Origin of the sequence: Stutzerimonas chloritidismutans (assembly GCF_038562055.1) — a bacterium.
GTDB lineage: Bacteria > Pseudomonadota > Gammaproteobacteria > Pseudomonadales > Pseudomonadaceae > Stutzerimonas > Stutzerimonas chloritidismutans_A.
The window spans coordinates 56839-79915 of record NZ_JBCFXD010000015.1 but is presented as its reverse complement, the minus strand read 5'-3'; the positions used below and the strand labels follow the sequence as shown (position 1 = coordinate 79915).

At 60.7% G+C, this 23077-nt stretch carries 18 protein-coding genes and 2 tRNA genes; 17 read left to right on the top strand and 3 right to left on the bottom strand.

The window, feature by feature from the left end; translation table 11 throughout:
* Positions 1-173: 173 nt before the first annotated feature.
* The 4 genes from mpl to ftsH all read left to right on the top strand — a co-directional run bounded on the left by mpl (position 174) and on the right by ftsH (position 4689).
* The gene (gene mpl, locus AAGW23_RS18925) at positions 174-1523 is read left to right on the top strand and encodes a UDP-N-acetylmuramate:L-alanyl-gamma-D-glutamyl-meso-diaminopimelate ligase (protein ID WP_342407846.1); all 1350 of its coding nucleotides are present in this window, start codon (positions 174-176) and stop codon (positions 1521-1523) included.
* 208 nt (positions 1524-1731) lie between these two features.
* Positions 1732-2361, top strand: a complete 630-nt coding sequence (gene ubiX, locus AAGW23_RS18920; protein WP_342407845.1) for a flavin prenyltransferase UbiX — start codon at positions 1732-1734, stop codon at positions 2359-2361.
* Between the two features lie 63 nt (positions 2362-2424).
* Positions 2425-2724 (top strand): YceK/YidQ family lipoprotein, encoded by a 300-nt coding sequence (locus AAGW23_RS18915; protein ID WP_342407844.1) that lies wholly within the window; start codon positions 2425-2427, stop codon positions 2722-2724.
* Positions 2725-2847: 123 nt separating this feature from the next.
* Entirely contained in the window at positions 2848-4689 is a 1842-nt protein-coding gene (ftsH, locus tag AAGW23_RS18910; RefSeq protein WP_342407843.1) for an ATP-dependent zinc metalloprotease FtsH, read from the top strand.
* Here ftsH and queG read toward each other — a convergent pair.
* Entirely contained in the window at positions 4686-5780 is a 1095-nt protein-coding gene (gene queG, locus AAGW23_RS18905) for a tRNA epoxyqueuosine(34) reductase QueG (protein WP_342407842.1), read from the bottom strand. The two genes, ftsH and queG, sit on opposite strands and share 4 nt — an antisense overlap.
* 197 nt (positions 5781-5977) lie before the next feature.
* On the opposite strand from queG, the gene AAGW23_RS18900 reads away from it, so the two are divergent.
* The 11 genes from AAGW23_RS18900 (at position 5978) to AAGW23_RS18850 (ending at position 18940) form a co-directional block, all read left to right on the top strand.
* On the top strand, positions 5978-7477 hold the full coding sequence (locus AAGW23_RS18900; RefSeq protein WP_342407841.1) for an NAD(P)H-hydrate dehydratase: 1500 nt from the start codon (positions 5978-5980) through the stop codon (positions 7475-7477).
* Positions 7465-7935, top strand: a complete 471-nt coding sequence (tsaE, locus tag AAGW23_RS18895; RefSeq protein WP_342407840.1) for a tRNA (adenosine(37)-N6)-threonylcarbamoyltransferase complex ATPase subunit type 1 TsaE — start codon at positions 7465-7467, stop codon at positions 7933-7935. Before AAGW23_RS18900 ends, tsaE begins: the two co-directional genes overlap by 13 nt.
* Before the next feature lie 17 nt (positions 7936-7952).
* Entirely contained in the window at positions 7953-9374 is a 1422-nt protein-coding gene (locus tag AAGW23_RS18890; protein WP_342407863.1) for an N-acetylmuramoyl-L-alanine amidase, read from the top strand.
* Complete coding sequence (gene mutL, locus AAGW23_RS18885) at positions 9371-11248, top strand: DNA mismatch repair endonuclease MutL (protein ID WP_342407839.1); 1878 nt, start codon at positions 9371-9373, stop codon at positions 11246-11248. Before AAGW23_RS18890 ends, mutL begins: the two co-directional genes overlap by 4 nt.
* 63 nt (positions 11249-11311) lie before the next feature.
* Positions 11312-12283, top strand: a complete 972-nt coding sequence (miaA, locus tag AAGW23_RS18880; protein ID WP_342407838.1) for a tRNA (adenosine(37)-N6)-dimethylallyltransferase MiaA — start codon at positions 11312-11314, stop codon at positions 12281-12283.
* 90 nt (positions 12284-12373) lie between these two features.
* Positions 12374-12628 (top strand): RNA chaperone Hfq, encoded by a 255-nt coding sequence (gene hfq, locus AAGW23_RS18875; protein ID WP_019340119.1) that lies wholly within the window; start codon positions 12374-12376, stop codon positions 12626-12628.
* A gap of 12 nt (positions 12629-12640) precedes the next feature.
* A complete protein-coding gene (gene hflX / locus AAGW23_RS18870; RefSeq protein ID WP_342407837.1) occupies positions 12641-13942 on the top strand; it encodes a ribosome rescue GTPase HflX in 1302 nt (433 codons plus the stop codon).
* Positions 13943-14039: 97 nt separating this feature from the next.
* Positions 14040-15227 (top strand): FtsH protease activity modulator HflK, encoded by a 1188-nt coding sequence (gene hflK, locus AAGW23_RS18865; RefSeq protein ID WP_200636702.1) that lies wholly within the window; start codon positions 14040-14042, stop codon positions 15225-15227.
* Positions 15227-16099, top strand: coding sequence for a protease modulator HflC (hflC, locus tag AAGW23_RS18860; RefSeq protein ID WP_148925213.1), 873 nt, complete (start codon positions 15227-15229; stop codon positions 16097-16099). Before hflK ends, hflC begins: the two co-directional genes overlap by 1 nt.
* A 283-nt stretch (positions 16100-16382) precedes the next feature.
* Positions 16383-17570 (top strand): ATP phosphoribosyltransferase regulatory subunit, encoded by a 1188-nt coding sequence (locus AAGW23_RS18855; RefSeq protein ID WP_342407836.1) that lies wholly within the window; start codon positions 16383-16385, stop codon positions 17568-17570.
* A 74-nt stretch (positions 17571-17644) separates the two neighbouring features.
* Entirely contained in the window at positions 17645-18940 is a 1296-nt protein-coding gene (locus tag AAGW23_RS18850) for an adenylosuccinate synthase (protein WP_342407835.1), read from the top strand.
* A 186-nt stretch (positions 18941-19126) separates the two neighbouring features.
* Here AAGW23_RS18850 and AAGW23_RS18845 read toward each other — a convergent pair.
* Positions 19127-19213: transfer RNA gene (locus AAGW23_RS18845), tRNA-Leu, on the bottom strand.
* Between the two features lie 102 nt (positions 19214-19315).
* A tRNA-Leu gene (locus tag AAGW23_RS18840) sits at positions 19316-19402 on the bottom strand.
* A 204-nt stretch (positions 19403-19606) separates the two neighbouring features.
* On the opposite strand from AAGW23_RS18840, the gene rnr reads away from it, so the two are divergent.
* Positions 19607-22141, top strand: coding sequence for a ribonuclease R (rnr, locus tag AAGW23_RS18835; protein WP_342407834.1), 2535 nt, complete (start codon positions 19607-19609; stop codon positions 22139-22141).
* Positions 22138-22893 carry a 23S rRNA (guanosine(2251)-2'-O)-methyltransferase RlmB gene (gene rlmB, locus AAGW23_RS18830; RefSeq protein ID WP_342407833.1) on the top strand — a complete coding sequence of 252 codons (756 nt, stop codon included), beginning with the start codon at positions 22138-22140 and terminating at the stop codon, positions 22891-22893. Before rnr ends, rlmB begins: the two co-directional genes overlap by 4 nt.
* Positions 22894-23077: the final 184 nt, after the last annotated feature.

Here is a 23077-nt window from a genome sequence, read left to right as displayed (position 1 = left end):
TCCAGCGTAGAACAAAGTCCGTTCGTCGGTTGGCGAGGCGACGTGCGGCGTAGCGCTGGTCGGGCATGGCCGCGCGAGCGCTGTGCTAATCTGCGCCGCAGTTTTCGGCGCCGACAGGCGTGGCTGTGCCGCCTGATCCGATTGCCCGGCGCGGCGCTTTTCAGAGGTCATTCATGCATATTCATATTCTCGGCATCTGCGGCACCTTCATGGGCTCGCTGGCGGTGCTTGCCAAGGAACTTGGCCATCGTGTCACCGGTTCGGACGCCAATGTCTATCCCCCCATGAGCACTCAGTTGGAAGCTCAGGGCATCGAGCTGACTCAAGGCTACGAGCCCAGCCAGCTTGAGCCCGCACCGGATCTGGTGGTGATCGGCAACGCAATGAAGCGCGGGAACCCGGCGGTCGAATACACGCTGAACAAAGGATTGCCGTACGTCTCAGGCCCGCAATGGCTGGCCGATCACGTGCTGCAGGGGCGCTGGGTGCTGGCCGCGGCAGGCACCCATGGCAAGACCACCACCAGCAGCATGCTCGCCTGGGTGCTGGAACATGCCGGTATGAGCCCGGGCTTTCTCATCGGCGGGGTGCCACAGAATTTCGGCATCTCCGCGCGCCTGGGTGGCACGCCGTTTTTCGTGGTCGAAGCGGACGAGTACGACAGCGCCTTCTTCGACAAGCGCAGCAAATTCGTACACTACCGTCCGCGCACGGCCATCCTCAACAACCTTGAGTTCGACCACGCCGATATTTTCCCGGACCTCGCCTCCATCGAACGGCAATTTCATCATCTGGTGCGCACCGTTCCGGGTGAAGGCTTGGTCATCCATCCGCAGTCCGACGCAGCACTCAAGCGTGTCATCGACATGGGCTGCTGGACGCCGGTGCAGACCACCGGTGAAGGCGGGCAGTGGCAGGCCAATCTGCTGAGTGCCGACGGCTCGCGGTTTGAAGTCGTATTCGAAGGCGTCGTGCAGGGCGTGGTCGACTGGGCGCTGACCGGCCAGCACAACGTCAACAATGCATTGGCGACCCTGGCGGCGGCGCGGCATGTCGGCGTGCTGCCGAAGCAGGGCGCCGAGGCGCTGAGCGAGTTCCGTAGCGTCAAGCGGCGCATGGAAAAAGTCGCCGAGGTCAACGGTGTGACCCTTTACGACGACTTCGCGCATCACCCAACTGCCATCGCCACTACCCTCGATGGCCTGCGTAAGCGGGTGGGCGATGCGCCGATCATCGCGGTGATCGAGCCACGTTCCAACTCCATGAAACTCGGCGCGCACCGCGAAGGCTTGGCTGACTCGGTGGCGCTGGCGGATCAGGCTATCTGGTACGCGCCGCCGACGCTCGGCTGGGACCTGGCATCAACGGTCGCCGGTTCGCCGGTCGAGACGACCGTGTGCGATTCGCTGGAAGCCATCATCGCCAAGGTCAGGGCCGACGCCACGCCGGGAACGCAGGTGGTGGTGATGAGCAATGGCGGCTTTGGTGGGCTGCACGTCAAACTGGCCGCCGCACTGGCGTAGGGTGGAAAACGCCGAAGGCTTTTCCACGCGTAAGGTTGCGGCCGAAAGCGCCAACACCATGTAACGGTGAAAAACGCTTCGCGGTTTTCCACCCTACGATGACCGTGGGTGGGGTGAAAATCGCCGAAGGCTTTTCCATGCGCGAGGGCAGGTAGGGTGGGCTTCAGCTCCCCGGAACACGACCAAGCGGCAAAGGGAACAGATATATATGAACGGACCGGAACGCATCACCCTCGCCATGACCGGCGCCTCTGGCGCGCAATATGGCCTGCGCCTGCTGGATTGCCTGATTCAGGAAGACCGCGAGGTGCATTTCCTCATCTCCAAGGCGGCGCAACTGGTGATGGCCACCGAGACCGACGTGGTGCTGCCGGCCAAACCGCAAGCCATGCAGGCGTTTCTTTCGGAATACACCGGCGCGGCGGCGGGGCAGATCCGCGTCTTTGCCAAGGAAGACTGGATGGCACCGCCGGCGTCCGGCTCCGGCGCGCCGACGGCGATGGTGGTGGTGCCGTGCTCGACCGGCACCTTGTCGGCCATCGCCACCGGAGCCTGCAACAATCTGATCGAGCGAGCAGCGGATGTTGCCCTTAAGGAACGCCGACAGCTGATCCTGGTGCCGCGTGAGGCGCCGTACTCGAGCATTCATCTCGAGAACATGCTCAAGCTGTCCAATCTAGGCGTAACCATCCTGCCGGCGTCACCGGGCTTCTATCATCAGCCGCAGACCATTGATGATCTGGTGGATTTCATCGTCGCGCGCATCCTCAACCTGCTCAACATTCCGCAGGACATGCTGCCGCGCTGGGGCGAGCACCATATCGTCAGTGACGACTGAGTGCGGCTGCGCATCGGGGCAGAGGCACCGTCTCCATGCCGTGACTACTGACGAGGACCGGCTATGAAACGATCTGTCATGCGGCTCTGCTCGATATTTCTGACTGGCCTGCTGCTCTCCAGCTGCGCCACAGTGCGCACCCTGGATGCCGCCAAACCCGGCGCACCCATCGTCTATTCCGGCACTCGCCTGGACTGGTACAGCCTCAACGGCGGTTGCTGCCCGTTGGACCGCTTTGGTGCCAGGGCGCCCAGGCATGCGGCGCTTGACCTACCGGCCAGCGTGTTGCTGGACACGCTGTTGTTGCCCTTTGCCCTCGCTGCCGTATTAGGTGTTGGGCTTGGCGTCAGCGGCGGTCTCTGAAACGTTCTGAGGCGACACTGCTTGGCCTGTTACTGATCCAGGTCCAGCGTGGGGCCACGGAAAGGGCCATAGTCAACGTATCCGCGACATGTTGCTCATGGTGGTCAGGACCAGGAGGAAAGGGTGAAAGAACAAGCTCAGTTTCACGTGAGTTACTGGTTTATCGCCGTCCTGGCGTTTCTCGGCATTCAATACCTGCTGACGGCACAGCAGGAAGTGGCGACGATCCCCTACAGCGAGTTCGAGCAGCACCTTAAGGAGGGGCGCATCGACGAGCTGGCGATCACCGAGCGGCGTATCGAAGGCATCTTCAAGGAGCCGTTGCCCAGCGGGCAAAGACGCTTCGTCAGTAACCGCGTCGAGCCCCAGCTGGCCGAGCACCTGCAGCAATATCCGGTGCGCTACACCGGCAGGGTGGAAAGCACACTGGTGCGCGACCTGCTGTCGTGGGTCGTTCCGGCGGCGCTGTTCTTTGGCATCTGGCTGTTTCTGCTGCGCCGCATGAGCGGTGGCCTTGGCGGCGGCATGATGCAGATCGGCAAGAGCAAAGCGCGGGTCTACGTCGAGACTGACATGAAGGTTAGCTTCGCTGATGTGGCCGGCGTCGACGAGGCCAAGGACGAACTCAAGGAAATTATCGAGTTCCTGCGTGATCCTCAGGCCTACGGCCGCCTCGGCGGACGCATGCCCAAGGGCGTGCTGCTGGTCGGCCCACCCGGCACCGGCAAGACGTTGTTGGCGCGGGCCGTGGCGGGCGAGGCAAAGGTGCCGTTCTTCTCCATTTCTGGCTCCGAGTTTGTCGAGATCTTTGTCGGGGTGGGTGCCGCGCGGGTGCGTGACCTGTTCGAGCAGGCCCGTGCCCAGGCACCGGCGATCATCTTCATTGACGAACTGGACGCCCTCGGTCGCGCCCGTGGCGCCGGGCCGCTGTCCGGCGGGCACGATGAGAAGGAGCAGACGCTCAACCAATTGCTGGTCGAGATGGACGGCTTCGATACCTCCAGCGGACTGGTCTTGCTGGCCGCCACCAACCGGCCGGAGATTCTCGATCCGGCCCTGCTCCGCGCTGGCCGGTTCGACCGTCAGGTGTTGGTCGATCGCCCGGACAAAGTCGGGCGGGTACAGATTCTCAACGTGCACTTGAAAAAAGCCAGGCTCGACGCTGATGTCGATCCCCAGGCTATCGCTGCGTTGACGCCTGGATTCACCGGTGCCGACCTGGCCAACCTGGTCAACGAGGCGACGCTACTGGCGACCCGGCGTCACGCCGAGGCGGTGGGTATGGAAGATTTCACCGCCGCCATCGAGCGCATCGTCGCCGGTCTGGAGAAGCGCAATCGGCTGCTCAACCCACGTGAGCGCGAGATTGTCGCGTATCACGAAATGGGCCACGCGCTGGTCGCCATGGCACTGCCGGGCGTCGACCCGGTGCACAAGGTATCGATCATTCCCCGTGGCATGGGCGCGCTGGGCTATACCATCCAGCGACCCATCGAAGATCGCTTCCTGATGACCCGCGAAGAGCTGGAAAACAAGATGGCGGTACTGCTCGGCGGCCGTGCAGCGGAGTGGTTGGTGTTTGCCCACCTGTCCACCGGTGCGGCGGACGACCTGGCCAAGGTCACCGACATTGCCCGAGCCATGGTCACCCGCTACGGCATGTCCCGGCGCCTCGGCCATATGGCATTGGAGCGCGAGCCCAATTCCTTTTTGGGCAACGAAGCGATGCTCGGCCTCAAGCCGCAGCATGATTACTCGGAAAGTACTGCCACAGCGATCGATGAGGAGGTGCAGGAGCTTGTTCAGTCCGCTTTTCAGCGCAGCCTGGCGCTACTTGAGGCACGACGGGAGCTGCTCGAGCGCAGCGCGAGCAGGCTACTGCAGCAGGAAACGCTGGAAGGTGAAGAGTTACTCAGCTTGAGTGCTGCTTCAATCAGCGCCTCGGCAGAGCCGATGCGCCCTTAGTTCCCGCTATTTGAGGCAGACGAAGAGCGTTGTTTTTCATGCTGTCCCAACGCCCATTGGACATGTTCGCGCACCAGCTCCGAGGGGTCATCGCGGCGCGCCTGCAGCGCTTCCAGTACAGGAATGCTGGACGGAGCGTTGCCGAGCCCAACGGCCAGGTTGCGTAACCAGTTCTGATAGCCCGTCCGCCGCAGCGGCGAGCCCTCGGTGCGGCTGAGAAATTCGTCTTCTGTCCAGCGAAACAGCGTGGCCAGTTCGGCATTGTCCAAGCTGTGGCGGGGCTGGAAGTCGGTCTGCTGGGTCGGTTTGGCGAAGCGGTTCCAGGGGCAGACGATCTGGCAGTCATCGCATCCGAACACGCGGTTGCCGATTTTCGAGCGCAGCTCGACGGGGATCGGACCTTTCAGTTCGATGGTCAGGTAGGAGATACATTTTCGCGCATCCAGCACGCGTTCGCCGACGAAGGCCTCGGTCGGGCAGATGTCCAGGCAGGCATGGCAGCTCCCACAGTGGTCGCGGGCGGTGGGTTCGTCGACCGGCAGGGCAATGTCGACGAATAGTTCGCCAAGGAAGAACCAGCTGCCGGCTTTGCGATTGAGCACCAGGGTATTCTTGCCGATCCAGCCAAGGCCGGCCTGTTGCGCCACGGCCTTTTCCAGCACCGGTGCGCTGTCAACGAAGGCACGGAAGCCGAACGGCCCGATCATCTGCTGAATGCGCTCGGCCAGCTGTTGCAAGCGCTTGCGGATCAGCTTGTGATAGTCGCGGCCCAACGCGTAGCGAGACACGTAGGCCTTTTCCGGATGCGCCAGTTGCTCGACCATGCGCGTGTCGCCAGGCAGGTAGTCCATGCGCAACGACACGACTCGCAGTGTGCCCGGTAACAGTTGCTCCGGGTGGGAACGTTTGCTGCCGTGGGCAGCCATATAGTCCATCTCCCCGTGATAGCCGGCCGCCAGCCAGCGTTCGAGGTGCGCTTCGTGCTCGCCCAGGTCAACACCAGTGATGCCGACTTGCTGGAAGCCGAGCTCGCGGCCCCACTCCCTGATGGAGTCGGCAAGTGCGGCTGGGTCGAGGTGGGAGCTGGTCATGGCTTGAAGTCGTCGGGTGGGACGGCAGTGTTAGGGCGCGTGCCTGATGTTTCGGTTTAACGCACCGCCAGCCGTTGAAGCGACTGTGTGGCGGGCGCTGAGGCGGCAATCTTTTCTATCAATCCGCCGCCGCTGCGCCAGGCGCGGTAGGACAGGCGCATGCGTATAATTCTGCCAGATATTCGCTCGGGTGATTCATGTCCCAGACCACCGATACGCTCCCCATCTCGCTTTACTCTGCCGCTCAAGTGCGTGAGCTCGATGCTCGGTTGATCGCGGCCGGGACCCCAGGTTACGAACTGATGCAGCGTGCCGCCCATGCGGCGTGGCGTGCATTAAGGCGCCGCTGGCCTGATGCAGGCGAGATCAGCGTGCTTGCTGGCCGGGGTAATAATGCCGGGGATGGCTATCTAATTGCGGCGTTGGCGCAGCGTGCCGGTCGTCAGGTCAGGGTATTGGCCGTGGGCGATCCGCAGCAACTGCAGGGCGATGCCGTTCAGGCCTTTGCTGAAGCCCAGGCCGCTGGCGTCAACGTCACGCCCTGGACAGCCGGTGCGACATTGCAGGGCGTGCTGGTCGATGCGCTGCTCGGTACCGGCATTACCGGTGAAGTGCGTGAGCCCTATGCAAGCGCCATACGCGCGATGAACGAGAGTTCGCTACCGATCCTCGCTGTTGATCTGCCGTCGGGGTTGTGTGCCGACACAGGTAATTTGCTTGGCAACGTTGTGCGGGCCGAGCTGACCGTGACTTTTATCGGGCTGAAACTCGGTCTGTTTACTGGCCAGGGGCCTGATCGAATCGGATCGCTGGTATTCGATGACCTGCAGGCCGATGCGGAGATTGTCGCTCAGATGGAGCCGTCCGCCTTGCGCTTGTGCGAGGCGAGCTTGCCGACACTCGCGCCCCGCTCACCCACTGCTCACAAAGGAAGTTTTGGTCAGGTGCTGGTCATCGGTGGCGACCTCGGCACTGGCGGCGCCGCGTTGCTCAGTGCCGAAGCCGCGCTGCGCTGCGGTGCCGGCATGGTGACCCTGGCGACGCGTCCCGAGCATGTCACCGCTTCGCTGGTGCGGCGTCCGGAAATCATGTGCAGCGGCGTCGAATCCACCTATGCATTGACGGCGTTGACCCAACGCGCCGATGTGCTGGTCATTGGGCCCGGTCTGGGGCAGGCCCCGTGGGGCCGCAGCTTGCTGTCGCTGGCACCGCAATGTCGCGTTCCGCAGGTGTGGGATGCTGATGCGTTGAATCTGCTGGCGACAGGTGCGGTCGAGTTGCCAGGTGATTGTCTGCTCACGCCGCATCCTGGAGAGGCGGCGCGGCTGCTGAATATTTCCGTGGCTGATGTGCAGGCCGATCGACCCGCCGCCGCGCGTGCTCTGGCTACTCGCTTCGGTTGCGCCGTATTGCTCAAGGGCGCCGGAACCCTGATTGCCGATCATGATGGCAGGATGGCGCTGTGTGATCGCGGGCATTCATCCATGGCCAGCGCGGGCCTCGGCGATGTCTTAGCGGGGGTTGCTGGTGCATTGCTGGCGCAGAGGCTGGCGCCTTTCGACGCGGCCTGCCTTGCGGTCTGGTTGCATGCGGTGGCAGGTGAGCGTCTTGGTGCCGAGGGGCGCGGGCTGGTTGCCGCCGATCTGATTCCGATGGTCCGTCAGTTGCTCGAGGAGCATTCACCATGTCTGCCGTAACGTTGTTGGCTGCCGACGAGGACGCCATGCTGTTGCTGGGGGCGCGCATCGCCCAGGCGACCGGCGGTCGGGGTGTGATTTACCTCCACGGTGACCTTGGCGCCGGCAAGACCACGCTGTCGCGGGGGTTGATCCGCGGGCTGGGGCATGAAGGCAAGGTCAAGAGCCCGACCTTTACCTTGGTCGAACCTTATGAGACCCCGGCTGCCCAGGTGTTCCATTTCGACCTCTATCGTCTGGTCGATCCTGAAGAGCTGGAATTTCTCGGCATTCGCGACTATTTCGAAGGGGACGCTCTGTGCCTGGTAGAGTGGCCAGAGCGTGGCGCCGGCGTTTTGCCAAAGGCTGACCTGGACATTACCATTACGCCGCACGGGGCCGGTCGTATGCTGCGCCTGACGCCACATGGCGAGCGCGGTGAAGGCTGGTGTTCCATCCTGACCGTCGGCAATCAATGAACATCATGGGGTTGGGTATGCGCATGCGCGCGCTGGTTAGTGGTTTGGCATTGATGTTCGCGGCCATGCAGGTTCTTGCGGCTTCCGACGTTCAGAGCGTGCGTCTATGGCGAGCGCCTGACAACACACGGTTGGTCTTTGACCTGTCCGGCCCGGTCCAGCACAAGGTATTCACCCTGACGGCTCCGGATCGCATCGTCATCGACGTCGACGGCGCCAATCTGGCCAAGCCATTCGATCAGTTGCCACTGCAGAATACGCCCATCTCCGGGCTCCGCGCGGCGAAATACGACGCGGACACCTTGCGAGTGGTCATCGACCTGAGCGCCGAGGTTTCGCCAAAGAGCTTTACGCTCACGCCGAACCAGCAGTACGGCCATCGGCTGGTGGTCGATCTGTTCGACAATGCTGCCGATGCGGCCGCGGCGTCCACTGCAAACGTCCCGGCAACTACCACGCCGAGTTCGCCAACTGCCCCGATATCGCCAACACTGCCAGCGATCAAGCTGCCCCCGTTGCCAAGCAGCAAACGCGATATCGTTGTTGCGATCGACGCCGGGCACGGCGGAGAAGACCCCGGCGCCATCGGTCCTGGCAAGATCTACGAGAAAACCGTGGTGCTGGCGCTGGCCAAGGAACTGCAGCGCCAGATCAATACCGATAAAGGCTTCCGCGCCGAGCTGGTGCGCACCGGTGACTACTTTATTCCCTTGCGCAAGCGCACCGAGATCGCCCGTAAGAAGGGTGCAGATCTGTTCGTGTCCATTCATGCCGATGCGGCGCCACGGTCTTCGGCCTACGGCGCGTCGGTGTTTGCTTTGTCGGATCGCGGTGCGACGTCGGAAACTGCACGTTGGCTGGCGGACAGTGAAAACCGTTCGGACCTGATCGGCGGTGCCGGCAATGTCAGCCTGGGCGACAAGGACCAGATGCTTGCCGGCGTGCTGCTGGATCTGTCGATGACCGCGTCGTTGTCTTCCAGTCTTAACGTCGGGCAGAAGGTGCTGAGTAACATGGGTCGCATCACGCCGTTGCACAAGCGACGTGTGGAGCAGGCCGGGTTCATGGTGCTGAAATCACCGGATATTCCGTCGATCCTGGTAGAAACCGGGTTCATTTCCAATCCGTCTGAGGCGCGAAAACTGCAGACTGCTTCCCATCAGCAGGCCCTGGCGCGTTCAATCCACAGCGGCGTGCGACAGTTCTTCCATGAAAACCCGCCGCCCGGCACCTATGTCGCGTGGATGCGCGACTCCGGCAAGATTGCCAGCGCGGCGCGCGAGCATGTCGTTCGTTCAGGCGAAAGCCTGGCGCTGCTTGCTCAGCGCTATCAGATCAGTCTGCCTGCCTTGCGCAGTGCCAACAGTTTGAAAAGCGATGTGATCAAGGTTGGCCAGACACTGAATATCCCCGCTACCACGCTGGCCTCGCAGCCATGATCGAGGCCGCTCGCATCCAGCTGCTCAGTCCGCGGCTGGCGAACCAGATTGCCGCCGGTGAGGTGGTTGAACGACCCGCTTCGGTGATCAAGGAGTTGCTGGAGAATAGCCTCGATTCCGGGGCGACCCGGATCGAGGTGGACGTCGAACAAGGTGGCATCAAGCTGCTGCGGGTGCGTGATGATGGCTGTGGTATACCTGCCGACGATCTGGCGCTGGCGCTGGCTCGGCACGCGACCAGCAAGATCCGGGACCTAGAAGACCTCGAGCGCGTGATGAGCCTGGGTTTTCGCGGTGAGGCGCTGGCGTCGATCAGTTCGGTTTCTCGGTTGACCTTGACCTCCCGTACGGCCGAGGCAGCCGAGGCGTGGCAGGTCGAAACCGAGGGCCGGGACATGGAGGCTCGCGTTCAGCCCGCAGCGCATCCGGTCGGTACTTCAGTGGAAGTGCGCGACCTGTTCTTCAATACGCCGGCGCGGCGCAAGTTTCTGCGTACCGAAAAGACCGAATTCGATCACCTGCAAGAAGTGATCAAACGGCTGGCTCTGGCGCGGTTCGATGTGGCCTTTCACCTTCGGCACAACGGCAAGGTGGTTCTTGCGCTGCATCCGGCCAATGACCCGACATCCAGGGCGCGCCGCGTCGCATCGGTCTGCGGTCCGGCCTTTCTTGAACAGGCGTTGCCGGTCGAGATCGAGCGTAGCGGCCTGCATCTCTGGGGATGGGTCGGGCTGCCTACGTTCTCCCGTAGCCAGGCGGATCTGCAGTATTTCTATGTGAATGGACGCATGGTGCGCGACAAGCTGGTCGCGCATGCGGTGCGCCAGGCTTACCGCGACGTCCTGTTCAATGGTCGACACCCGACCTTCGTGTTGTTTCTGGATGTCGACCCGGCGGTAGTGGATGTCAACGTTCATCCGACCAAGCACGAGGTGCGATTTCGCGACAATCGCATGGTGCACGATTTCCTGTACGGCACCTTGCACCGCGCGCTCGGTGATGTGCGTCCGGAGGATCAGCTTGCCGCGCCAGCGAGTGTGGCGCCGGTAACCAAGGTCTCCGGTCGCGATGCCGGAGAGTTCGCCGGGCAGAACGAAATGAGCCTTGCTGCCAATGTGCTGGAACAGCCACAAGCAGAGCAGCCTGCCTGGCGCGGAGCCGGCGCCGGTTATCAGGCGCCTCGGCCGATGCCGGTCGGCAACCTTGCAGAGGCGCAGGGCGCCTATCGGGAGTTCTTTTCGCCACTGGCGGAGCCCAGTGCTGCGGCGCTGCCGGAAAGCCAGGACGATGTGCCGCCGCTTGGCTATGCGCTGGCCCAACTCAAGGGCATCTATATCCTCTCGGAAAATGCTCAAGGGCTTGTGCTGGTGGATATGCACGCCGCCCATGAGCGAATCATGTATGAGCGCCTGAAAACCGCGATGGCCAGCGAAGGGCTGCGTGGCCAGCCGCTGCTGGTTCCCGAATCGATCGCCGTCAGCCAGCGCGAAGCAGATTGTGCTGAAGAGCATGCCCAGTGGTTTCAGAGGCTGGGCTTCGAGTTGCAGCGATTGGGCCCGGAAAGCTTGGCGATCCGCCAGATTCCGTCCTTGCTCAAACAGGCCGAGGCGACCCGGCTGGTACAGGATGTGCTGGCGGACCTGCTTGAATATGGCACCAGCGACCGCATTCAGGCACACCTCAATGAATTGCTTGGCACCATGGCATGTCACGGTGCGGTACGTGCAAACCGACGCCTTACCGTACCGGAAATGAACGGCCTGTTGCGGGATATGGAGCACACCGAGCGCAGTGGTCAGTGCAATCACGGGCGTCCGACCTGGACCCAGCTAGGCATGGGTGACCTGGACAAGCTCTTTCTCCGGGGGCGATAGATAGGCGGTCCGGCCTTTACGCTGGCGTCTGCGTCACCCTCGATACATTTCTTTGAGCATCCGATGTCCCGACTACCTCCCGCCATTTTTCTAATGGGTCCGACCGCCGCCGGTAAAACAGACCTGGCGATCGAGCTTGCTCGTGCCTTGCCATGTGACCTGATCAGCGTCGATTCCGCCCTGGTCTACCGCGACATGGACATCGGAACTGCCAAGCCTTCTGCGGAGCTGTTGAGAGCCTTCCCGCATCGGCTGATCGATATCCGAGACCCGGTCCAGAGCTACTCGGCCGCCGAGTTCGTCAGCGATGCCCTGGCCGCAATGGCTCAGACCACCGAAGCAGGGCGCATTCCGCTGCTGGTCGGCGGTACCATGTTGTACTTCAAGGCGTTGCTTGAAGGGCTGGCGGATATGCCGGCCGCCGATGCTGAGGTGCGTGCGGTGCTCGAAGCGCTGATGCGGGCGGAGGGCGCTGGGGAGCTGCATCGCCGACTCAGCGAAGTCGATCCGGTATCGGCCGCGCGTATCCATCCGAATGATCCGCAGCGACTGATCAGGGCGCTAGAAGTCTATCGAGTCAGCGGTGTCAGCATGACCGAGCATCGCGCTCGGCAGTCCGCTCAAAAAGCCGGAGCCGGCACGCCAGACGGCTGCGTCTTGCCTTATACTGTTGCGCAGTTGTCCATAGCGCCTGCGCAACGGCAGGTCTTGCACCAGCGTATCGAGCAGCGTTTCGTTCAGATGGTTGAACAGGGCTTTGTTGCAGAGGTCGAATCTCTTCGCAGTCGTCCTGACTTGAATGCAGAACTGCCGTCTATGCGAGCGGTCGGCTATCGTCAGGTCTGGCGCTACTTGGACGGTGAGTATTCTGCGCAAGAAATGGTTGAGCGTGGGGTGATCGCAACCCGGCAACTGGCCAAGCGTCAACTGACCTGGTTGAGGGGGTGGGAAGGGGTTCACTGGCTGGAAAGTTCGGCCCGCGACAATCTGCCGCGAGCATTGAAATACTTGGATAGGCTCGCCATATTGAGCTGACACTGCTATTTGACCGGCTATTCTCAATCACTGATCGGCCGTGTTCGATTTCGAATAATTAATGAAAAGATCCTTTAAGGAGTGCGGCACATGTCAAAAGGGCATTCGCTACAAGACCCTTACCTGAACACCCTGCGTAAGGAGCGCGTTCCGGTTTCGATCTACTTGGTCAACGGTATAAAGCTTCAGGGTCAGATCGAGTCATTCGACCAATTCGTCATTCTGTTGAAGAACACGGTTAGTCAGATGGTTTACAAACATGCCATCTCGACTGTCGTTCCTGGCCGTCCGGTGCGCCTGCCTGCTGCTGGCGATGCTGAGCAGTCCGAGTCGGGTAACGAATAAAGGGAGCCTTCATTGTTCTTCGAACGTCCCGGTGGTGGTGAGCGGGCTATCCTCGTTCATCTGGATGCTCAGGATCCAGCGGCGCGTGAAGACCCCCAGGAGTTTCGGGAGCTGGCGCGGTCAGCTGGTGCTGAAACAGTTGGTTTCGTCAATGTTGCCAAGCATCAACCTTCCGCCAAGTTTCTGATCGGCAGCGGCAAGGTCGAAGAGCTGCATGATCTCGTCAGGGATGGCGAGGTTGAGCTGGTCATTTTCAATCACACTCTGACGCCCAGCCAGGAGCGCAACCTTGAGCGAGCGCTTGAATGCCGTGTGCTTGATCGGACCGGGCTGATTCTCGATATCTTTGCTCAACGCGCACGGACGCACGAAGGCAAGCTTCAGGTTGAGCTGGCTCAGTTGGATCATATGAGCACTCGACTGGTGCGGGGCTGGACTCACCTTGAGCGGCAGAAGGGGGGGATTGGTCTGCGTGGTCCGGGCGAAACACAGCTTGAAACTGACAGGCGCTTGCTGCGTGTGCGTATCCGCCAGATCAAGCAGCGACTGGAAAAGGTTCGTAGTCAGCGTGAGCAGGCTCGCCGTGGCCGCAGACGTGCTGACATTCCGCTTATCTCCCTGGTGGGCTATACCAACGCGGGTAAGTCCACTCTCTTCAATGCTTTGACCGAATCCGAGGTTTACGCCGCCAACCAGCTTTTCGCTACGCTGGATCCAACCTTGCGTCGTCTGGATCTGGATGACCTAGGGCCGGTGGTGATTGCTGATACCGTGGGCTTCATTCGTCACTTGCCGCACAAACTGGTCGAATCGTTCCGGGCCACGCTCGAAGAGTCGAGTAATGCTGATCTGCTGCTGCATGTCATCGATGCTCACGAGCCTGAACGTGATCAGCAGATCGAGCAGGTGCTGGCGGTGTTGACTGAGATCGGGGCGAATGAGCTTCCGATTCTAGAGGTTTACAACAAGGTGGATCTGCTTGAAGGCATCGAGCCGCAGATCCAGCGCGATGCTGATGGCGTACCGCAGCGGGTATGGGTCTCTGCACAGCAAGGGTTAGGGTTAGACCTTCTGAAGCAGGCCATTGCCGAACTGCTTGGTAACGACCTTTTCGTAGGGACGCTTCGGTTGCCTCAGCAGCTTGGGCGCATGCGTGCGCAGCTGTTCGACCTTGGGGCGGTGCAGTCCGAGGTTCACGATGAAGAGGGTGTCAGCCTGCTTGATGTACGTTTGCAGCGTGTCGAGCTGCATAGGCTGATCAGTCGTGCGGGCTTTGAGGCAGAACAGTTCTTCGAACAACACACTTTGCAATAAAGCTCGGGGGGCTTTTAAGCCGTTCGTTCCGGGCTTTCGGTAGCATTGGCGGACGCGCCGCTGGCGCGTCTTTAGCTTTATTTGAATGGAGAGCGCTATGGCTTGGAATGAGCCGGGTGGCAACTCGAACAACCAGGATCCCTGGGGTAGTGGCGGTGGGGGCGGTGGTCGTCGCGGTGGTGACGATCAGAAAGGTCCGCCTGACCTGGATGAGGCTTTTCGCAAGCTGCAGGACAGCCTAAACGGCATGTTCGGCGGCAAGAAACGCAGTGGTGGCTCCTCGGGTGGTGGTTCAGGGCGCCGTGGTGGGTTTGCGCTGGTCTGGGTTGGTCTGGTGGTGTTGCTCGCTGTCTGGCTGTTCAATGCCATCTACATTGTCGATGAGCAAGAGCAGGCTGTGGTGTTGCGCTTCGGGAAATATCACGAAACCGTTGGCCCGGGTCTGAATATCTACTTCCCGCCGTTTGACCGGAAGTTCCAGGCAAACGTGACTCGAGAGCGTTCCTATAGCAAGCAAGGGCAAATGCTTACCGAGGATGAGAACATCATCGAAGTGCCTTTGACTGTGCAGTACAAAATCAGCGATCTTCAAGCGTTCGTCCTCAATGTCGAAGACCCGGAAGCATCGTTGCAGCACGCTACTGATAGTGCTGTACGTCACGTCGTGGGTTCCACTGCAATGGATCAGGTGCTGACCGAGGGCCGTGAGGCCATGGCTGGCGAGGTCAAAGAGCGTCTGCAACGGTTTCTCGACAACTATGGGACCGGCATCATCGTGACTCAGGTGAACCTGCAGAGTGCCGCTGCGCCGCGCGAGGTGCAGGAGGCGTTCGATGACGTTATTCGTGCCCGAGAGGATGAGCAGCGTGAGAAGAATCAGGCCGAATCGTACGCCAATGGTGTGATTCCCGAGGCGCGCGGTCAGGCTCAGCGCATGCTGGAGGAAGCCAGTGGTTATCGTGATGCGGTGATTTCGCGAGCCCAGGGTGAGGCGGATCGCTTCTCCAAACTGGTGACCGAGTATCGAAAAGCGCCAGACGTGACGCGTGAGCGCCTCTATCTGGAAACCATGCAGGAGCTCATGAGCAATACCAGCAAGGTTCTCGTCACCGGCGAGCAGGGTCAAAATAATCTGCTGTATCTGCCGCTGGACAAGATGGTCAACAGTCGCGGTGCTGCGTCTGAGCGATCCCCTGCGGCATCGGCGTCAGGCGCTTCGACCCAGACCACAAGGCTGCCGCCGGAATTGGATCCGCGTGAAGTGCGTACAAGGGAGGTCCGCTAATGAGCAATAAATCCCTGACCGCCCTTATTGTGGGTGTGGTGCTGGCGATCGTGGCGTGGAATAGCTTCTACATCGTTTCGCAGACGGAGCGAGCGGTATTGCTGCGATTCGGTCGTATTGTTGAGCCCGACGTGAAGCCGGGTCTGCATCTGAAGATTCCTTACGTCAATAGCGTGCGCAAGTTCGATGCGCGCCTGATGACGCTGGATACCACGACGTCACGCTTCCTGACGCTGGAGAAGAAAGCGTTGATGGTCGACTCCTACGCCAAATGGCGTGTGGATGATGCCGAGCGTTTCTACACGGCGACCTCGGGTGTGAAGCAAATCGCCGACGAGCGTCTCGCGCGGCGTCTAGAAGCGGCACTGCGCGACCAGTTCGGTAAGCGGACCTTGCATGAGTCGGTGTCCGGTCAGCGCGACGAGCTGATGAGTCTGGTAACCAATAGTCTGAACCGAGCTGCACAACAGGAGCTCGGGATTGAGGTAGTGGATGTTCGGGTCAAGGGCATCGATCTACCGCGCGAAGTGAACCGCAGCGTGTTCGAGCGGATGAGCTCCGAGCGTGAGCGTGAAGCCCGTGAGCATCGCGCGAAAGGCAAGGAGTTGGCCGAAGGCATTCGGGCTGACGCCGATCGTCAGCGCCGGGTGCTATTAGCTGAGGCGTTCCGTGAGGCTGAAGAGCTGCGCGGTGATGGCGACGCGCAAGCGGCAGCCATCTATGCCGCAGCTTACGGGCAGGATCGGGAATTCTATTCCTTCCATCGCAGCCTTCAGGCCTACCGTGAGAGCTTCGCCAACAAAGAAGATGTCCTGGTGCTCGACCCTAAAAGCGATTTCTTCCGTTATCTGGAGTCCGCAACCGCGCAGTGATAGCAAATGGGTCGTCTGGCGGGGTGAGCACTGTCCGCCGGGTGACCCGTTAGCGAAACATTGTTATGATCCGCGAGCCGGGAAAAGCCCGGCTTTTTTGCGTCTGCGCCCCGGCGGTAGCAGGCTGATCCAGGCATGGCCAGCCATGCTGATCCCCTGGGAGGGGCGTGGCGCTGTCGCCATGGTTCGAACACAATCGCACGCGACCGATGGGCGGCTAAGGCTGTTGCCCCGGCGTTCGTCTGCTTGACTAGGCTTGCCGTATCGAGAGGTGATTGGCGAAATGGCAACGATAGACCGCTGGCTCCTGCCAGATGGCATTGAAGAAGTGCTGCCCCCCGAAGCGGCGCGTATCGAAACTGCACGGCGTCGTGTGCTGGATTTGTTCCAGTGCTGGGGCTATGAGCTGGTTATCACCCCTCATGTAGAGTTTCTCGAATCGCTCCTGATTGGCGCGGGGCAGGACCTCGACCTCAAGACGTTTAAGGTTGTCGATCCATTGTCAGGCCGTCAGATGGGGTTACGAGCGGACATCACGCCACAAGTGGCGCGTGTTGACGCACATACGTTGCGCCGTGAAGGCCCTAGCCGCCTGTGCTATGCCGGCAGCGTTCTGCACGCCAAGCCACAGGCTCTCGCCACGTCGCGAAGCCCGATTCAGTTGGGCGCTGAGCTTTATGGCGACAGCAGTACTTCCAGCGACCTTGAGGTGATCAGCCTGATGCTGGAGACCCTTCTGCTCGCTGATGTGCCGGACTTGCACATGGATCTCGGGCATGTGGGAATCTATCGCGGGTTGGCGCGCGCCGCCGGCCTCTCTGGAGATGCAGAGCAGCGCCTTTTCGATGCCTTGCAGCGTAAGGCCATGGACGAGATCGCGGCGCTGACCGCTGATGTCGAGCCTTCGCTGGCAGCTATGTTGCGCGCGTTGGCGCGGCTCTGTGGTGGGCGCGAGACGCTTGAGGCTGCGCGCGAGCTGCTTGCTGGTGCACCTGCTCCGGTTCTTGAGGCGCTGGAGGGTTTGGCGCAAGTCGCCGACCAGTTGGCGATGCGGTATCCCGAGCTGCCGTTGTATTTCGATCTGGGCGAGCTGCGCGGATATCACTACCACACAGGTGTCGTTTTCGCGGTATTCGTCCCAGGCGTCGGTCAGTCGATCGCTCAAGGCGGGCGTTATGACGATATTGGTGCAGATTTTGGTCGGGCTCGTCCGGCGACCGGCTTTTCAACAGATTTGAAAACGTTGGTTAGGCTGGGCAATGCCGAGCTCGTTGGCTCGTCGGCCGGTGTCTGGGCGCCGCACAGTACGGATCCGGCGTTGTGGCAGGCAATCCGAAAGCTGCGTGCGCGGGGCGAGCGGGTAGTTCAAGCGTTGGGCGGGCAGCAGAGTGGTGCGGCGCCGGGCGTTGGCTGTGACCGGCAGCTACTGTTGCAAGAAGGTTCCTGGGTTGTTTCGCCGCTGGACCGCTGATGTGGCTGTGCTGGCAGGTTTTCCAGATTTTTCGCCGGTCATGACCGGTATGCTTCGCCAAGAGGACAAGGTTTATGGGTAAGAATGTCGTGGTCCTGGGCACCCAATGGGGTGATGAGGGCAAGGGCAAGATCGTTGATCTGCTGACCGACCAGGCTGCGGCCGTGGTGCGTTTCCAGGGCGGTCATAACGCCGGGCACACACTGGTCATCGATGGCGAGAAAACCGTACTGCACCTGATTCCGTCCGGAATCTTGCGTGAAAACGTCCAGTGCCTGATCGGTAATGGCGTGGTCGTGGCGCCGGATGCGCTGATGCGTGAGATCACCAAGCTCGAAGAAAAGGGTGTCCCGGTTCGTGAGCGTCTGCGTATCAGTCCGGCCTGCACCCTGATCCTGCCGTATCACGTCGCTCTTGATCAGGCGCGTGAAGCATCGCGGTCCGAAGGTAAGATCGGTACAACAGGGCGTGGCATAGGGCCGGCTTACGAGGACAAGGTCGCTCGCCGTGGCCTGCGGATTGGTGATCTGTTCAATCCTGAGCGCTTCACGGTCAAGTTGCGTGAGCTGCTCGAGTACCACAACTTCATCCTGCAGAATTTCTACAAGGTCGAGCCAGTCGACTTCCAGAAGACCCTGGATGAGGCGCTGGGCTACGCCGAAATTCTTCGGCCGATGATGACCGATGTCTCGGCGCGGCTGCACGAGTTGCGCAAGCAGGGTGCACGCATCATGTTCGAGGGTGCCCAGGGTTCGCTGCTCGACATCGATCATGGTACCTACCCCTATGTAACCAGCTCCAGCACCACAGCGGGGGGTACAGCTACCGGTTCCGGTTTTGGTCCGCTCTATCTGGACTACATCCTCGGCATTACCAAGGCCTACACCACGCGCGTCGGCTCCGGTCCGTTCCCGACGGAATTATTTGATGAGGTGGGTGCTCGTCTGGCTGAGCGTGGCCATGAGTTCGGCTCGACTACCGGCCGCGCTCGGCGCTGCGGTTGGTTCGATGCGGTAATCCTGCGTCGCGCAATCGAGATCAACAGTGTCTCGGGTATCTGCCTGACTAAGCTAGACGTACTGGACGGCCTCGAGACTATCCGCATCTGCGTCGCTTACAAGGATCGAAACGGGGAAATGCTGGTCGATGCGCCGACCGATGCGGACAGTTATCAGGGCTTGCAGCCGGTTTACGAGGAGCTTCCCGGATGGGCTGAGTCCACTGTCGGGGTAAAGTCGCTTGAGGCGCTGCCGGCTAATGCGCGTGCTTACATCAAGCGCATTGAAGAGCTCGTCGAGGCACCAGTCGACATTATTTCAACTGGCCCGGACCGCAACGAGACCATCGTACTGCGTCATCCCTACGCCTGATCGCTGGAGTGACATTAAAAAACCGCCCTCGGGCGGTTTTTTTGGCCAAGGCTAATGGCTTGTAGCTGCCAAGAAAGAGCATCAGTAGAGCGTTGAGCTACCGCTTATGGCTTGGCGGCCCTCCGGATGGACTCCAGACAGCAGAAACGAAAAAACCGAGCCAGTGGCTCGGTTTTTTCTGAAGAGTGGTGCCCAGGAGAAGACTCGAACTTCCACGATGTTGCCATCGCTAGGACCTGAACCTAGTGCGTCTACCAATTCCGCCACCTGGGCACATTGCGATGATTGCTCATCGACTTCTGTCGATTGCTGGTCGAGGCCGACAAACCTCGTGTCTATGAGACGCTTGCTGCTGCAAATGTCTCATCGGATAAATGGTGCCCAGGAGAAGACTCGAACTTCCACGGTGTTGCCACCGCTAGGACCTGAACCTAGTGCGTCTACCAATTCCGCCACCTGGGCACTGCAAACGATGATACTTCATCGTTTCCGTGTTACAACGTCTACCAGACATTGTGGGCGCGAACTATACGGGCGAGGTTATGCCTTGTAAAGCCCCGTCCAGGAAAAATAATTTGTGCGAAAGCTGCCGTCAGGCGGCGTTTCGCGCTTCAATAGATATAGGGCGCACTGCCTCTATAAATGAATGAAAGGTGACATCTCTTAATGGCCGATTGGCAATCCCTCGACCCCGAGGCCGCACGTGAAGCGGAAAAGTACGAAAACCCCATCCCTAGTCGCGAACTGATCCTCCAGCACCTGAGCGAGCGCGGCTCGCCAGCGGCGCGTGAGCAGCTGGTGGAAGAGTTCGGATTGTCCTCCGAAGATGACATTGAAGCTCTGCGCCGCCGTTTGCGTGCGATGGAGCGTGACGGCCAGCTTATCTATACCCGGCGTGGCACCTATGCCCCGGTAGACAAGCTGGATCTGGTTTGCGGTCGCGTTAGCGGCCATCGCGACGGCTTTGGGTTCCTAATTCCCGATGACCGCAGCGACGACCTGTTCCTGAGCCCGGCGCAGATGCGTCTGGTCTTCGATGGCGACCGCTGCCTGGCTCGCGTAGCCGGTCTTGATCGTCGTGGACGCCGCGAAGGCGCAATAGTGGAGATCATTGGTCGTGCCCACGAAACAATCGTAGGTCGCTATCAGGAAGAGAGTGGTATTGGCTTTGTGATGGCCGATAACCCCAAAATCCAACAGGAAGTCCTGGTCACGCCAGGCCGTTCCATGAATGCCAAACCGGGTCAGTTCGTCGAGATCAAGATCACCCACTGGCCCACTCAGCGGTTTCAGCCTCAGGGCGATGTGGTCGAGGTGATCGGCAACTACATGGCGCCCGGTATGGAGATCGACGTCGCGCTTCGCAGTTTCGATATTCCGCATGTCTGGCCGGATGCGGTCAAGCGTGAAGCCTCCAAGCTCAAGCCGGAAGTCGAGGAGAAGGACAAACAGAAGCGCGTCGACCTTCGCCATCTGCCGTTCGTCACCATCGATGGCGAGGATGCGCGTGACTTCGATGACGCCGTCTATTGCGAGAAGCTCAGTGGCTGGAAGCTGTTTTCCGGTGGTTTCCGCCTGTACGTGGCGATTGCAGATGTTTCGCACTATGTGAAGGTTGGCTCGGCGCTGGATCAGGAAGCCGAAGTGCGTGGGACTTCGGTGTACTTCCCCGAGCGGGTTGTCCCGATGCTGCCGGAGGAGTTGTCGAACGGGCTCTGTTCACTGAATCCGCACGTTGACCGCCTGGCGATGGTCTGCGAAATTACCCTGAGCAAATCGGGGAAGATGACGGATTATCAGTTCTACGAAGCGGTCATTCATTCCCACGCACGGCTGACCTACAACAAGGTCAGCAGCATGCTGGAGCAGCCGTCTTCAGCCGAAGGTAAGCGCCTCGTGGGTGAGTACGGTGAGGTGCTGCCTCATCTCAAGCAGCTCTACGCGCTGTACAAGATACTGCTCAAGGCGCGGCATACCCGCGGGGCAATCGATTTCGAGACGCAGGAAACCCGCATTGTTTTCGGTGCAGGGCGCAAGATTTCGGAAATCAAGCCAACCGAGCGCAACGATGCGCACAAGTTGATTGAGGAATGCATGCTCTGCGCTAACGTGGCCACAGCGCGTTTCCTGCAAGACCATGAGATTCCTGGCTTGTACCGTGTGCATGACGGCCCGCCGTTGGAGCGCCAGGAAAAGCTCCGGGCATTTCTCGGCGAGCTGGGCCTGACGCTACACAAGGGTAAGGAGGGGCCGACACCCAAGGATTACCAGGCGCTGCTTGAGCACATCCAGGGTCGCCCCGACTTCCACGTGATCCAGACGGTGATGCTGCGCTCCCTCAGTCAGGCGGTCTACAGCCCGGATAATAACGGGCATTTCGGTCTGAATTACGAGGCCTACGCACATTTCACCTCGCCAATTCGCCGCTACCCCGACCTGTTGATTCATCGGGCGATCCGCAGCGTGATCCGCTCCAAGCGCGATACCTCCCATGTCCGCCGGGCGGGCGCGACCAGCATGCCTAAAGCGCGCATCTACCCGTATGACGAGGCTGCGCTGGAGCAGTTGGGCGAGCAGTGCTCGATGACCGAGCGTCGCGCCGACGAAGCGACCCGTGATGTTGTGAACTGGCTGAAATGCGAGTTCATGAAAGACCGCGTCGGTGAGAATTTCCCCGGCGTCATCACGGCTGTGACCGGCTTCGGTCTGTTCGTCGAGCTGACTGATATCTACGTCGAAGGACTGGTGCACGTAACGGCGATGCCTGGCGACTACTACCACTTCGATCCCCTGCATCATCGTCTCTCGGGGGAGCGTAGTGGGCGCAGTTTCCGTCTTGGTGACAGCGTCGAGGTGCGCGTCATGCGTGTCGATCTGGACGAGCGCAAGATTGATTTCGAGTTGATTGGTGGTGGCAGCAAGACCGGGATCGGCGAGCGAGGTGCCTCTGACGCCCGCGGCGCGCGCAAGGACGGTCGCAGTAAGAAGAGCGCCGATGCGCCTTCGTCGAGGGGCCGGGAGTCAGTCAGCGATGACGTGCGCAAGAGTCGTGAAATGAAAAAGGCGCTGCTGAGCGACGCCAAGGCAGGCAAGCCCTCGAAGAGCAAGCCCAAGCGCAGTAGCACGAAGCCGAAAGCAACCGGCAAGGCGGAGCCAAAGTCCGACGGTGCCGCGCCTCGCAAGCGTAAGGCCAAGCCATGAGTGATCTTGAAAAGATCTATGGCCTTCATGCCGTCGAAGCGTTGCTCCGCCATCACCCGAAGCGGGTCAAGCAGATCTGGCTGGCGGAGGGGCGAGATGATCCGCGCGTGCAGAGCCTGCTGCAGTTGGCTGCTGACTCCAGAGTGCGAGTTGGCCAGTGTGAGCGTCGCGAAATGGACGCCTGGGTTGAGGGCGTGCATCAGGGCGTGATTGCCGAGGTTAGCCCCAGTCAGGTTTGGGGCGATGCGATGCTAGAGGAGTTGCTCGATCGCACCGAGGGTGCACCCTTATTGCTTGTGCTTGACGGTGTAACGGACCCGCATAATCTGGGAGCCTGCCTGCGTACTGCCGATGCGGCCGGCGCACTGGCGGTGATCATCCCGAAGGACAAATCCGCCACACTGAACGCTACGGTGCGCAAGGTGGCTTGTGGAGCTGCTGAAGTCATTCCGCTGGTCGCCGTCACCAACTTGGCTCGAACGCTGGAAAAACTGCAACAGCGCGGTCTGTGGATCGTCGGCACGGCTGGAGAAGCCGAGCAGGAGATCTACGATCAGGATCTAAGTGGGCCGATCGTCATGGTGATGGGAGCAGAGGGCAAGGGCATGCGGCGCCTGACTCGTGAGCACTGCGACTTCCTGGTGCGCTTGCCCATGGGGGGGAGCGTCAGCAGTCTCAATGTCTCCGTTGCCACCGGGGTATGTCTGTTTGAGGCCCTGCGTCAGCGACGCTCTGCACGGCGCGCAAGCTAGTGCCCAAGTAGCCGGGATTGTCCCGCTAGGAACGCTGGCTGCTGCGGAAACGGATCGTTTTCGCCGCGGTCAATTGTCCGTTCTGAATCTGACGCAATCTCTTCACTTTTTGCTTTGGCTGGGCGTCGGGTAGTCCGGGCGCCAGCCTATGGTCGCAGCCAGCGCCAGGCTCGCATCACGGAGG